Annotated in this window: 11 protein-coding genes; 7 read left to right on the top strand and 4 right to left on the bottom strand. The window is 69.2% G+C overall.

The genetic code is table 11. The features are described from left to right. The coding region (ftsY, locus tag IJ15_RS0101735) for a signal recognition particle-docking protein FtsY (protein WP_031936626.1) at window positions 1-1208 on the top strand (1208 nt) is incomplete at its 5' end. Between the two features lie 96 nt (window positions 1209-1304). Here the strand turns inward: ftsY and IJ15_RS0101730 are convergent. The 4 genes from IJ15_RS0101730 to IJ15_RS0101715 all read right to left on the bottom strand — a co-directional run bounded on the left by IJ15_RS0101730 (window position 1305) and on the right by IJ15_RS0101715 (window position 4430). Continuing rightward, entirely contained in the window at window positions 1305-2054 is a 750-nt protein-coding gene (locus IJ15_RS0101730; RefSeq protein WP_031936625.1) for an enoyl-CoA hydratase-related protein, read from the bottom strand. Window positions 2055-2103: 49 nt separating this feature from the next. Then, window positions 2104-2793: a nitroreductase gene (locus tag IJ15_RS0101725; RefSeq protein ID WP_031936624.1), complete on the bottom strand. Its 690-nt coding sequence runs from the start codon at window positions 2791-2793 to the stop codon at window positions 2104-2106. An 85-nt stretch (window positions 2794-2878) separates the two neighbouring features. Further along, window positions 2879-3826, bottom strand: a complete 948-nt coding sequence (locus IJ15_RS0101720) for a TauD/TfdA dioxygenase family protein (RefSeq protein WP_031936623.1) — start codon at window positions 3824-3826, stop codon at window positions 2879-2881. Between the two features lie 10 nt (window positions 3827-3836). Beyond that, on the bottom strand, window positions 3837-4430 hold the full coding sequence (locus tag IJ15_RS0101715) for a TetR family transcriptional regulator (protein ID WP_031936622.1): 594 nt from the start codon (window positions 4428-4430) through the stop codon (window positions 3837-3839). Window positions 4431-4879: 449 nt separating this feature from the next. On the opposite strand from IJ15_RS0101715, the gene IJ15_RS0101710 reads away from it, so the two are divergent. The 6 genes from IJ15_RS0101710 (at window position 4880) to IJ15_RS0101685 (ending at window position 13675) form a co-directional block, all read left to right on the top strand. After that, window positions 4880-6415, top strand: coding sequence for an acyl-CoA synthetase (locus tag IJ15_RS0101710; RefSeq protein WP_031936621.1), 1536 nt, complete (start codon window positions 4880-4882; stop codon window positions 6413-6415). 225 nt (window positions 6416-6640) lie between these two features. Next, complete coding sequence (locus IJ15_RS0101705) at window positions 6641-8014, top strand: ammonium transporter (protein ID WP_031936620.1); 1374 nt, start codon at window positions 6641-6643, stop codon at window positions 8012-8014. A 3-nt stretch (window positions 8015-8017) separates the two neighbouring features. Next, window positions 8018-8356, top strand: coding sequence for a P-II family nitrogen regulator (locus IJ15_RS0101700; protein WP_031936619.1), 339 nt, complete (start codon window positions 8018-8020; stop codon window positions 8354-8356). After that, window positions 8346-10892 (top strand): [protein-PII] uridylyltransferase, encoded by a 2547-nt coding sequence (locus IJ15_RS0101695; protein ID WP_031936618.1) that lies wholly within the window; start codon window positions 8346-8348, stop codon window positions 10890-10892. The genes IJ15_RS0101700 and IJ15_RS0101695 overlap by 11 nt, the downstream gene beginning before the upstream one ends. A 99-nt stretch (window positions 10893-10991) precedes the next feature. Beyond that, window positions 10992-12572: a signal recognition particle protein gene (gene ffh, locus IJ15_RS0101690; protein WP_031936617.1), complete on the top strand. Its 1581-nt coding sequence runs from the start codon at window positions 10992-10994 to the stop codon at window positions 12570-12572. Window positions 12573-12580: 8 nt separating this feature from the next. Beyond that, window positions 12581-13675, top strand: coding sequence for a metal-dependent hydrolase family protein (locus IJ15_RS0101685; RefSeq protein ID WP_031936616.1), 1095 nt, complete (start codon window positions 12581-12583; stop codon window positions 13673-13675). The last annotated feature ends 32 nt before the right edge of the window (window positions 13676-13707 follow it).

Genomic DNA, 13707 nt, shown 5'->3' with positions numbered 1-13707 from the left:
AGCCCAAGCCGATCGTCCCGCCGGCTCCCGAGCCCGTGGTCGAGAAGCCGGCGCCGGTTGCCGAGCCCGAGGCGCCCGCGGCTCCCGAGCCCGTGGTCGAGAAGCCGGCACCGGTCGTCGAGCCCGAGGCCCCGGCCGCGCCCGAACCTGTCGCCCCGCCGGAGCCGGTCGTCGAACCCGCGCCGGAGCCCGTCGTCGAGGAGCCGGCGCCGGTTGCCGAGCCCGAGCCCGAGCCGGTTGCGCCTGCTGAGCCGGAAGCTGCCCCCGCGCCCGCCATCGAGGAGATCGCACCCACCGAGGGCCGCCTTGATCGCCTGCGCGGTCGACTGTCCCGGTCGCAGAATGCGGTCGGCAAGAGCCTGCTCGGCCTGCTCGGCGGCGGCGACCTCGACGAGGATTCGTGGGAGGAGGTCGAGGACACGCTGCTGATCGCGGACCTCGGCACCGCCACCACGATGAAGGTCGTCGAGCGCCTGCGTGAGCAGATGGCCGCCCGCGGAGTGCGCAGCGAGGCCGACGCCCGCGCGCTGCTGCGGGAGGTGCTCATCGAGGAACTGCGTCCCGAGATGGATCGCTCCATCCGTGCGCTGCCGCACGGGGACCATCCCGCGGTGCTGCTCGTGGTCGGTGTCAACGGCACCGGCAAGACCACCACCACCGGCAAGCTGGCCCGCGTCCTGGTCGCCGACGGTCGCCGTGTCCTGCTCGGTGCGGCCGACACGTTCCGCGCTGCCGCGGCCGACCAGCTGCAGACGTGGGCCGAGCGCGTGGGCGCCGAGGTGGTCCGCGGACCCGAGGGCGGCGATCCGGCCGCGATCGCGTTCGATTCGGTCGCCAAGGGCATCGAGGACGGTGTCGACGTCGTCGTCATCGACACCGCCGGCCGCCTGCACACCAAGACCGGCCTCATGGACGAGCTCGGCAAGGTCAAGCGTGTCGTGGAGAAGAAGGCCGCCGTCGACGACGTCCTGCTGGTCCTCGACGCCACCGTCGGCCAGAACGGACTCATGCAGGCCCGCGTGTTCGCGGAGGTCGTCGACATCACCGGTGTCGTGCTCACCAAGCTCGACGGCACCGCCAAGGGCGGGATCGTCTTCCAGGTCCAGCACGAGCTGGGTGTCCCGGTGAAGCTCGTCGGACTCGGTGAGGGCGCCGACGACCTCGCGCCCTTCGAGCCGGAGGCCTTCGTCGACGCACTGCTCGGCTGACACGTCTCCCTCACACACCACTGCCCGGTCCCTGATTCAGGGGCCGGGCAGTGTGGTTCGGCACAGGACGTCGGAGCCGGGTGCCGGGCGCGTCGGTCAGCGTCCGCGCCATTGCGGTGCACGGCCCTCGAAGAACGCGCTGATGCCCTCCTTCATGTCCTCCGATGCGCGGAAGACGTCGATGGCCTGCGCTGTGGCTTGCCATCCGAGGGTGTCTTCCGCCGCGGTGAGCCCGCGTAGCGCGCGCAGGGTCTCACGCACTGCCATCGGTGAGGAAAGGCAGATGTCCTCGGCGAGGGCGAGCGCCCGTTCCAGCGCGTGTCCGGCCTCGGTCACTTCGTTGACCAGGCCCAGCTGGTAGGCGCGTTCGGGTTCCAGGGTGCGGCCGGAGATGAGCAGTTCCCGCGCCACATTCGGCGGCAGGGCGCGTGCGGCACGGAAGAGTGCACCGGAGGCCGCGACAAGCCCGCGACGGGTTTCGGGTAGGCCGAAACGCGCTGTGCGAGAGGCGATGATCGCGTCGCATGCGAGTGCCATCTCGAATCCGCCGCCGAGCGCGGGTCCTTCGACGGCCGCGATCAGCGGGGTGTCCCGCTCGCGCCGCGCGATGCCGTACTCGCCGCCCCGCTCGGTCCGCAGACTCACGCCCGCCGCGAGGTCGGTTCCTGCGCTGAACACCCGTGGGGTGCCGGTGAGGATGCCGACCCACAACTCGGGATCGTCCTCGAGGCGGTTCAGTGCCGCGTCTATGCCCTCCGTGACGGACCGGTTGATCGCATTGCGTTTGGCCTCCCGTTCGATGCGGATGACCAGAACTCTGCCGTGCTGCTCTTCGACGACGTCCATGTACAGAAGACCTCTATGCCTGTCGTGGGGAGATGGGGGGTGATCGTTCTCAGGACACCCAGCTCGCCACCGTCTCGATGCTCGCCCGAGGGGTGCGGAAGCTGTTGGCCGGATGGGTCTCGTCGGCGTAACCGAACGAGATGGAGCAGACGACCTTTCGGTCGTCGGCGAAGCCGAAGAAGCGACGCAGATACGGTGCGCTGCCGGCCAGTGCCGCCTGCGGGACGGCGGCGATGCCGAGACTGTGGGCGGCCAGCAGGAAGGTGTTCACGTACAGGCCGCAGTCGACGGCGCCATAGATCCCGAGAGCCTCGTCCGTCGTGATGACGGCGACGTGTGGAGCGCCGAACAGGTCGAAGTTCTTCATCGTCTGCGCCGCCGAGGCGCCGCGGTCGCCCTCCTCGATGCCGACGCTGGAGTACAGCTGCATCGCGCAGTCCTTGCGCCGGGCGCCGTAGTCGCCCCGATATCCGGTGGGGAACGGAAAGTCCGGTTCCTGTGGGGACGAGCGCACGTACTCGCGAAGTCCCGTCCGGAGCCGCTCGGTTCCGTCGCCCTCGGTGAGGGACACCTGCCAGGGCTGGGTGTTGCACCACGACGGTGTGCGCTGGGCCATCTCGAGAATCTGTTCCACTGTTTCGCGCGGGACGGGGTCCGATGTGAACGCGCGGCAGCTGCTGCGGGTCTCGAGCAGGGATCGCAGGTGGGTACGACGGTCGATGGTGGGGGCCTCTGTCACGATGGGAACTCCTGTCGGCCGGTCGGCACGAATGTGCCGAATAGTGTTCTTGTGCAAGGTGTTCGACACTCGAAGGGTGGGTGGTTCAGGAGCCGATCCCGATCGGCTCGTCGCCGACGATCGAGATCCGCTCCATGACCCGTCGGGCCGGGTGGTAGTCGCTCGAGGCGTAGTGCTGGCACGTGCGGTTGTCCCAGAAGGCGATGGTGTCCGGCTGCCATCGCAGGCGCACCTGCAGTTCGGGTCGCATGAGGTGGCGGTAGAGCAACCGCAGCAACTCGTTCGACTCGTCCTCCGTCACCCCGAGAATGCGCTGGGTGAACGCGACGTTGACGAACAGCACGCGGCGGCCGGTCTCCGGGACGACTCGCACGACGGGGTGTGTGACCGGCGGGAACTCGGGCCGCAGTCGCTCGATCGCGTCCTGCGGCATCCCGGAGCCGAACGATCTGACCCAGTCGTGCTCGGCCTCGAGGTGGTCGATTCTCGCCTTGATGGCCTCGGGCAGCAGATCGTATGCCGCACCGGTGTCGGCCCAGAGGGTGTCCCCGCCCACGGAGGGAATCTCGACCGCGCGCAGGACCGCCGCGAACGACGGGAACCTGTGCCACGTGACGTCGTTGTGCCAGATGTTCTCCGCGCCTACGGCAGTCGCATCCTTGGCGAGGGTCGCGACGTCGACGGCGCTCTGTCCGGGCTGGGTGTACTTGTAGAAGGGGTGTTGCTCGAGCTCACCCCATCGCGCGGCGAACGCGCGATGGTCCTCTCGGGTGATGTCCTGGCCGCGGAAGAACAGCACCTTCCACTCGAGCAGTGCCCGGCGAAGCTCTGCCATCACCGCGTCGGGCAGATCGCCGCCCAGTCGGATACCGGAGATCTCCGCACCGATGGTGGGGGTCTGCGGTTCCACGGAGAACAGCTCGTAGGGCCGGTCGTCCACGGCCGGGGTGGCGCGTGGGGCGACGATCGGGCCGAAGTAGGCGAGAGGGTCTGTGGGAGTGGGCGCGGCGGTGACGGGAAGCGCGTAGGTCATGGAGAAGCTCCTAGCGGTGCGGGGTGGGAGGTGCGGTGGGGGCCTCGAACATGGCGACGAGTGTGCCCACGAGGTCGGAGACGATCGCGGTGGTCTCCGACGGAGTGCGGTCGGCTCCTTCACGCGCGGCGAGCGCCGTCATGTTGAGCATGACGGCGTTGGCGGTCCGCCAGCCGGCGATGTCCGCCGGCGCGGGGCAGAGGTCGGTCAGCAGCTGATGGACCCGCCGATAGCTTTCTGCCATCAAATGCTTCCGGGTCAGGTCCGCGAGCGCGGGATCGGTGACCGCCTGGACGAGAAAGCGCGCGTAGCGGCTGCCGGGCCGGCCGAGGGTCTCGGCGGCCAGCGGGTGAACGAGGGCCTCGACAGCGATTCGGACGGTCGCCGGGGAGTCCGACCTTTCCATTGCGTCGAGCAGTTGGGTTCGGCGGGCGTTGACCGGAGCCATGCGCATTTCGATCAGCGCGTCGATGAGGCCGTCCCGAGATCCGAAATGGTATTTCGCCGCGGAATTGTTGGACTGGTTCGCCGCGAGTTGAACGTCTTTGAGTGTGAGTGCCGGTAGCCCTCGCTCCACAATGAGCCGTTCGGCGGCATCGATCATCGCGACTCGGGGCATGGGCTGGATCACACGACGGACCTTAAGGTCGCGATCTTAAACTGTCAAGAGTTCACCACTCGGGGCTCCGGCGCGGCGAGTGGACGCCGCTGTCCGCGGCCCGCTCGGTCGGATCGAACATGCACTGCGCCAACGCTGCACGGGTTGCGCGCGGCGGCGTGGGCGAGATAGCTTGCGGTCAGCGATGTAGCGTAGGAATTCGGTGCGCATTGTCCGGAAGGGTTCGGCATCGGGAATTCGGCGAGCATTGTTTCGGTTTTCTCCCCTTTTCGATTGTGCGATCGTCGCGCCGTCCTCCTTGAAATCTGCTGGCCGGGCGCATTGTTCGGATGCGGCAGATCTCCGCCCGCGGAAAGGGTTGAAATGGGGGAGCCCGAGAGGTCGCGCAACGACGCTACGAAACTGTCCGTTCACCACCACCATCGGAGGCCCTGATGTATCCCGGAGCGCACGCCCGCAACTATCCCGACCGAGTCGCTGTCCGGATGGGCCGTGGCCCCGGTCTGACCTACGGGGAACTCGACGAGCGCTCGATCCAGCTCGCCCGCGAGCTCCGAGAACGGGGTCTGCGAGTGGGCGACGGCGTCGTCATCATGGCGGAGAATCACGTCCGGTTCTTCGAGGTCTACTGGGCGGCAGTGCGATCCGGTCTGTACGTCACCGCGATCAACCGGCACAGCACGCCGGCCGAGGCCGCGTACATCGTGGCGGATTCGGGAGCGCGGGTCCTGATCTGCTCGCACGGCCTGCGGGACACCGTCGTCGGGCTGCTACCGCTCCTCGACGCAGCCGTGCACCGCCTGATGTTCGACGGCGTCGTCGACGGCGTCGAACCCTACGAGGACGTACTGGCGCGGCAGTCGCCGGAGCCACTCGGCGACGAGCCGCGTGGCCAGCTGATGCTCTACTCCTCCGGCACCACGGGTCGACCGAAGGGCGTCAAGCGGGCGCTGACCGGCCTGCGGGTCGACGACCCCGCCGCACCGCGCAACTCCAATCTGGTCTGCGGCATCACCTCGATGGACGCAGACTCGGTGTATCTGGTGCCGGGACCGCTCTACCATGCCGCAGCGTTCAACTGGTCGATCGCGGTGCAGGAGATCGGCGGCACCGTCGTCGTCATGCCGAAGTGGGACCCGGAGGAGTTCCTCGCGCTGATCGAGCGGCATCGCGTCACCCACACCCAGCTCGTGCCGACGATGATGGTGCGGCTGCTCAAGCTGGATCCGGCGGTCCGGACCGGCCACGACCTGTCCTCGCTCGAGGCTCTACTGCACTCCGCCGCACCGTGTCCCGTCGACGTCAAACGCGAGATGCTGGACTGGCTGGGACCGATCGTCGACGAGTACTACACAGGCACAGAGGGTCTCGGTGTCACGTTCATCGCCGCGCGGGACTGGGCGACGCGTCCCGGCAGCGTGGGGCGGTCGGTGACGGGTCCGATCCGCATCTGCGGAGACGACGGCGCTGAGCTGGCCACGGATGAGGTGGGCACCGTCTACTTCGAGCGGCAGGGCGCACCCTTCGGCTACCACAACGACGACGCGAAGACCGCTGACGCGCGGCACCCGGACCACCCGACGTGGGCGACGATCGGGGACATGGGGCGCCTGGACGCGGACGGGTACCTGTACCTGACCGACCGCAAGGCGTTCATGATCATCGCCGGCGGTGTGAACATCTACCCGGCCGAGATCGAGGGCCGCATGATCATGCATCCGTCCGTCGCCGACGTCGCCGTGTTCGGGCTGCCGCACGCGGACCTGGGGGAGTACGTGCACGCCGTCGTGCAGCCTGCCCCCGGCGTCGCGGCCACCCCGGAACTCGCGGACGAGATCCTCGCGTTCGCCCGGGAGCAGCTCGCCCGATTCAAGGTGCCTCGCGTCCTGGACTTCCGGGACGAGCTTCCCCGACTGGAATCCGGCAAACTCCGCAAGGACGTCCTGCGTGCGGAGTATCTGCCCGCCTGAGCGTGCGTCCCACCGAGTCGGCCGACGCCGGCACGTTCCACGGTGCGGCTGGATGAACCGACGTCGTGCTTCGCTGGTCTTCGCCGCAGATCGACAGCCACGAAACGAGATCGCAACACTTCCCGCCGATCCGTTCACCTGTCCGAAACTCCGCGAAACCACGGATGAAACACCGCGTGAGCAGTCTTTCCTTACAGAACGACAAGACTGATGAGGAGGGCTACCGTGGATTTTCCCACTATCGGAACCCCGGACACCGGGGACACCGCGTGGATGCTCATGAGCGCCGCGCTGGTGCTCCTGATGACGCCGGGCGTCGCGTTCTTCTATGGCGGCATGGTTCGCGCGAAGAACGTGCTGAACATGATCATGATGAGCGTCGGCGCGATGGGTGTCGTGGGCGTTCTCTGGGTCCTGTTCGGCTATTCCATGACTTTCGGTGACGACAAGGGCGGAATCATCGGCGACCCGACCGAGTTCTTCGGGCTGAAGGGGCTTTTCGGCGGCGATTACCTTGCTGACGCCGAAACCGGTGCCGCCGTATCGATTCCGCTGGTCGGTAGCGTCCCGGCGCTCGTGTTCGTCGCATTCCAGGCGATGTTCGCGATTCTCACCGTCGCGCTGATCTCGGGCGCGGTCGCCGACCGCATGAAGTTCGGCCCCTGGATGCTGTTCGCGGGTCTGTGGGCGACGATCGTCTACTTCCCGGTCGCGCACTGGGTGTTCTCCTTCGACGGCGTGACCGCGGAGACCGGCGGCTGGATCGCCAACAAGCTCGGTGCGATCGACTTCGCCGGCGGCACCGCCGTGCACATCAATGCCGGTGTCGCGGGTCTGGTTCTCGCCCTGATGATCGGGAAGCGCCGCGGGTGGCCGACGACCCCGTTCCGTCCGCACAACCTGCCGTTCGTGATGCTCGGTGCGGCGCTGCTGTGGTTCGGCTGGTTCGGTTTCAACGCCGGCTCGGCCGTCGGCTCGAACGGCGTCGCCGCCGCCGCATTCGTGACCACCATCGTCGCGACCTGTGCCGCGATGCTCGCCTGGCTGCTCGTGGAGAAGATCCGCGACGGGCACGCCACCTCGCTCGGTGGTGCGTCGGGCATCGTCGCCGGCCTGGTTGCCATCACCCCGGCCTGCGCGTCCGTCGACGTCGTCGGCGCCCTCGTGATCGGTGTCATCTCCGGTGCACTGTGTGCCCTCGCCGTCGGCCTGAAGTACCGCTTCGGCTACGACGACTCGCTCGACGTCGTCGGCGTCCACCTCGTCGGTGGTCTCGTCGGCACGCTGCTGGTCGGCCTGGTCGCCACGAAGGCCGCACCGACCGGTGTCGACGGCCTGTTCTACGGCGGCGGATTCGACCAGTTGTGGCGTCAGGCGGTCGGCGCGGGCGCCGTCCTCGTGTACTCCTGCATCGCAACGGCCGTGATCGCGCTTATCGTGAAGGTCACGATCGGACTGCGGGTCAGCGCCGAGGACGAGGTTCGCGGGGTGGACGAGAGCGAACACGCCGAGAGTGCCTACGACTTCGTCGCGCTCGCTGGAAGCCCGGTCCAAGGTCGCACGCCTGCGCCCGCCACTGTTGCCGCCAGGGAGGCATGAGAGATGAAGCTGATCACCGCAATCGTCAAGCCGTTCACGCTCGAAGACGTCAAGACCGGACTCGAGCAGGCAGGTGTGCTCGGAATGACGGTCAGCGAGGTGCAGGGCTACGGGCGGCAGAAGGGCCACACCGAGGTCTACCGCGGCGCCGAGTACTCGGTCGACTTCGTGCCGAAGGTTCGCGTCGAGGTCGTCGTCGACGACTCGGTCGTCGACAAGGTCGTCGAGGTCATCGTCGAGGCAGCCCGCACCGGCAAGATCGGTGACGGAAAGGTCTGGGTCACACCGGTGGAATCGGTCATCCGGGTCCGCACCGGGGAACGGGGCGGGGATGCGATCTGACCCTCACGGGTCCGGATCCGACGGCCCTGATCCTGTCGCCACCACGGCGGCGGGGTCGGGGCCGTCCGGGTCTCACGGACCCGGCACCGATCATCCCGACGACGCTCGGGACCTGGCGCGGGCGCGCGAGCAGTTGCTGGCGGGTGGAACCCGGAACCATCGCCTGGACGCACCCGCATTGCGGCATGCGCTGGTCGATCTGCACGAATTCTGGCTCACCACAAAGGGAAACGAACTGGGTATCCGGCCGGACTCGGGCTTCGCGATCGTCGCGGTCGGCGGCCTGGGCCGCCGCGAGATGATGCCGTACTCGGATCTGGACCTGATCCTGCTGCACGACGACGTCGATCCCGCGCGGCTCTCGCGGGTCGCCGATCAACTGTGGTATCCGCTGTGGGACGCGCACATCAAACTCGACCACAGCGTGCGGACCGTGCCGCAGGCACTGCAGGTCGCGGCCGCCGACCTGACCGCGACGCTCGGCATGCTCGAGGCCCGGCACATCGCCGGCGATGTCGAGCTGAGCCACCTGCTCATCGGCGGTGTGCGACGGCAGTGGCGCACCGGAATCCGTTCGCGCTTCGATGAACTCGTCGAACAGGCCCGCGGTCGGTGGGCGCGCAGCGGCGAGATCGCGCACCGCGCCGAACCCGACCTCAAGAACGGCCGCGGCGGACTGCGCGACGTCCAACTGCTCAACGCGCTGTCGATCGCACAGCTCACCGACGGGATGCCCGGTCTCGGGCCGGACGTGCCGGGCGGCGGGTTGGCGCTCGCGCATCGCCGCCTGCTCGACGTGCGCACCGAACTGCACCGGGTGGCGGGCCGCTCGCGGGACCAGTTACGCGCGCAGGACGCGGACGAGATCGGCGCCGCGCTGCGCATCGGGGACCGGTTCGACCTGGCCCGCACGCTCAGCGACTGCGCCAGAACCATCGGCTACTCCGTCGACGTCGGGTTGCGGACGGCGAACAATTCGCTGCCACGGCGTGGTCTGTCGAGACTTCGCGGGATTCCCGTGCGACGCCCGATCGACGAGGGCGTCGTCGAACACGGCGGCGAAGTGGTGCTGGCGCGCGACGCCCGGCTCGGCCGGGACCCCGGACTGGTGGTGCGGGTCGCGGCGGCGGCGGCGGTCACCGGGATGCCCATCTCGGCGTCCACGCTCGGCCGGCTGTCGGACAACGCCCCCGAACTGAGGGAACCGTGGCCCCCGGGTGCACTCGCCGACCTGCTGGTCCTGCTGGGCTCGGGCACCCGGGCGATCCCGACGATCGAGGCCCTGGACCGGACCGGGCTGTGGGGGCGGCTGCTGCCGGAGTGGGGCGCGGTACGCGACCTGCCGCCGCGGGACGCCGTCCACACCTGGACCGTCGACCGGCACCTGGTGGAGACCGTCGCTCAGGCCGGCGCCCTCACCACCCGTGTCGCGCGGCCGGACCTGCTGATGCTCGGCGCACTGCTGCACGACATCGGCAAGGGGCGCGGTGGCGACCACAGTGAGGTCGGGGCGGAACTCGCCGTCCAGATCGGCACCCGGCTGGGGCTGTGGCCGTCGGACATCGCGTTGCTGACCGCGATGGTGCGGCATCACCTGTTGCTGGCGCAGACCGCCACCCGCCGCGACCTGGACGATCCGGGCACCGTGCAGATGGTGGTGGACAAGCTCGGCGGCGACCCGGTCCTGCTCGAACTGCTGCACGCGCTCGCCGAGGCCGACTCGCTGGCGACCGGCCCCGGCGTGTGGGGCGACTGGAAGTCGTCGCTGATCGGCGAGTTGGTGCGTCGCTGCCGCCTCGCGATGGCGGGGGAGCCGCTGCCGGCGCCCGACCCGATCGACCCGGCGCTGATCGACCTGGCGGCCGGCGGAGGCATCCATGTCTCGCTGCACCCCGGTCCCGCCGCGCACACGTTCGTCGTCACCGTCGTCGCGCCCGACACGCCCGGCCTGCTGTCCCACGAGGCCGGCGTGCTGGCCCTGCATTCGCTGCGGGTGCTGTCGGCGTCGCTGGGCAGCCACGACGCCTCGGCGATCAATTCGTTCGTCGTCGCGCCGCGGTTCGGGGCCCCGCCCCAGGCCGGCCTACTGCGGCAGGAACTGATCCGCGCGATCGCCGGCGAGGTGGACGTCCTCGAACAGTTGGATGCGCGGGAGGCGGAGTCGCGGGGGACGCAGCCGCTCGAGGATCGGACCGCGGCTGCCGTTCCGGTGCAGTACGCGCAGGCCCCGCCCCGGGTGATCTGGTTCGACCCCGAGGGCGCCGAGGGCGCCGGAGAGCCGGGGCAGGTGATCGTGGAACTGCGGGCGGAGGACCGGTTGGGCCTGCTCAGCAGGCTGGCCCGGGTGCTCGAGCGCAACGGCGCCGACGTGCGCTGGGCGCGGGTGAGCACGCTGGGCTCGTCGGTGGTCGACGCGTTCTGCATCCGGATCACGGACGCCGACACCCGGGCCGGACGGCAGCGGCTCGAGGACGCGATCCTGGCCGTCGTCCCCGCGCCGGAACCCGCGCAGGAGCCGGACGCCGAGTCCATCTGAGCCGGGTGCAGGGTTGCCGCACGGTCCGACCGCCTCGAGCGGTTACCCTGGTTGCGAGAATATTTCACGGCCTTCTCCCAGAGCTCAGGAGCGCACTCGGTGTTCGAATCCCTTTCCGACAGGTTGACCGGAGCCCTCAAGGATCTGCGTGGCAAGGGTCGACTCTCCGGAGCCGACATCGACGCCACGTGCCGCGAGATCCGTCTCGCGCTCCTCGAGGCCGACGTCGCACTGCCCGTCGTCCGCGCCTTCATCGCCAAGATCAAGGAACGCGCGAAGGGCGCCGAGGTCTCGGGAGCGCTCAACCCGGCGCAGCAGGTCGTCAAGATCGTCAACGAGGAACTCGTCGGCATCCTGGGCGGCGAGACGCGTCGTCTGCAGTTCGCGAAGACGCCGCCGACGGTGATCATGCTGGCCGGTCTGCAGGGTTCAGGTAAGACCACCCTCGCCGGCAAGCTCGCCAAGTGGCTCAAGGACCAGGGGCACACCCCTCTGCTCGTGGCGTGTGACCTCCAGCGTCCCGGTGCCGTCAGCCAGCTGAAGATCGTCGGTGAGCGCGCGGGTGCCGCGGTGTTCGCGCCGCACCCCGGCACGTCCATCGGCGGCGGCGAGAATCCGCTCGGCATCTCGGCCGCGGACCCGGTCGAGGTTGCCCGCGCCGGCGTCGAGGAAGCCCGCAACAAGCAGTACGACGTCGTGATCGTCGATACCGCCGGCCGTCTCGGCATCGACGAGGAGCTGATGGCGCAGGCCGCCGGCATCCGCGACGCCGTCCAGCCCGACGAGACGATCTTCGTGCTCGACTCGATGATCGGCCAGGACGCGGTGCACACCGCGGAGGCGTTCAAGTCGGGTGTCGGCTTCACCGGTGTCGTGCTCACCAAGCTCGACGGCGACGCCCGCGGTGGCGCGGCGCTGAGCGTCCGCGAGGTCACCGGCGAGCCCATCCTGTTCGCGTCGACCGGTGAGAAGCTCGAGGACTTCGATGTCTTCCACCCCGACCGCATGGCCAGCCGGATCCTCGGCATGGGCGACGTCCTCAGCCTCATCGAGCAGGCCGAGCAGGTGTTCGATGCCCAGCAGGCGGAGGAGACCGCGCAGAAGATCGGCTCCGGCCAGCTGACGCTCGAGGACTTCCTCGACCAGATGATGGCCGTGCGCAAGATGGGCCCCATCGGCAACCTGCTGGGCATGCTGCCCGGTGCGGGACAGATGAAGGACGCGCTCGCCAACGTCGACGAGAAGCAGCTCGACCGGATCCAGGCGATCATCCGCGGCATGACCCCGGAGGAGCGCGAGAACCCGAAGATCATCAACGGCTCGCGTCGACTGCGGATCGCGAACGGTTCGGGCGTCAAGGTCTCCGACGTCAACCAGCTGGTCGAACGCTTCTTCGAGGCCCGCAAGATGATGGCCGCGATGGCCGGTCGCATGGGCATGCCGGGTGCGCGCAAGCAGATCAAGGGCAAGAAGGGGAAGAAGGGCAAGAAGGGCGGCAAGGGCCCGACGCAGCCCAAGATCCGGGGCGGGTTCCCGGGTGGCTTCCCCGCCGGAATGCCGGGTATGGGTGGGATGCCCGCCGGCATGCCGGACCTGTCGAACATGCCCAAGGGCCTCGACCAGTTGCCTCCGGGACTCGAGGGCATCGACCTGTCGCAGCTCAAGCTCCCCAAGAAGTAGGCGCGCCGGTGAGCGCGTTCCACCTGCGGGGCACCGGCCTGCCCGACGAGCAGCGGTTCGAGCTGTGGATCCGGGACGGGAAGATCACCGACGAGCCGGTGCCGGGTGCGCACACGCTGTGCACCGAGGGATGGATCCTGCCCGGCCTCGTCGATGCCCACTGCCACATCGGGATTCGCTACGGCGGTGGCGCCGAGGACCTCGACGGGGCGCTGGCGCAGGCACGGACCGAGCGGGACGCCGGTGTCCTGCTGGTCCGCGACGCCGGATCGCCGGTGGACACCCGCACGCTCGACGACGTCCCGGGTCTGCCACGGATCATCCGCGCGGGTCGGCACATCGCCGCGCCCAAGCGCTACATCCGCGGACTGCCCGTCGATCTCGAGGACGAGTCGCAACTGCCCGACGAGGTGGTGCGGCAGGCCCGCGCCGGCGACGGCTGGGTGAAGTTGGTGGGGGACTGGATCGACCGCGAGGTGGGCGATCTGGCGCCGCTGTGGAGCGACGACATCCTCGTCGACGCGATCGCGGCCGCACACCGTGAGGGCGCCCGCGTCACCGCGCACGTGTTCGGCGAGGACGCGCTGCCCGGTCTCATCGATGCCGGGATCGACTGCATCGAGCACGGCACCGGCCTCACCGACACCACGATCGCGATGATGGCCGAACGCGGCACCGCGCTGGTCCCGACGCTGATCAACATCGACAACTTCCCCGAGATCGCCGACGGCGCCACCAAGTTCCCGGTGTACGCGGCGCACATGCGCGACCTGTACGCGCGGGTGAACGACACCATCGGCGCCGCCCGCGATGCCGGCATCCCGATCTATGCGGGCACCGACGCCGGCGGCCACGTCCGGCACGGCCGGATCGCCGACGAGGTCGCCTCGCTCGGCAAGGTCGGCATGACCCCCACCGAGGCCCTTGGCGCCGCATGCTGGAATGCGCAGACCTGGCTCGGTGGCGGCGGACTCGACGTCGGCGCTGCCGCGGATCTCATTGTCTACGAGCAGGATCCGCGCACCGGCCCGCAGGTGCTGTCGCAGCCGTCGCTGGTGATCGTCGGCGGCGAGGTCGTCACGGCGCGGGGCTCGTTCGCCTGACGGCTCCTCGGCATCCTCGGCCACCCTGCTCC

Source organism: Prescottella defluvii, assembly GCF_000738775.1.
Lineage (GTDB): Bacteria > Actinomycetota > Actinomycetes > Mycobacteriales > Mycobacteriaceae > Prescottella > Prescottella defluvii.
The sequence above is the reverse complement of the archived record's forward strand: the minus strand, read 5'-3'. Positions and strand labels throughout refer to the sequence as shown.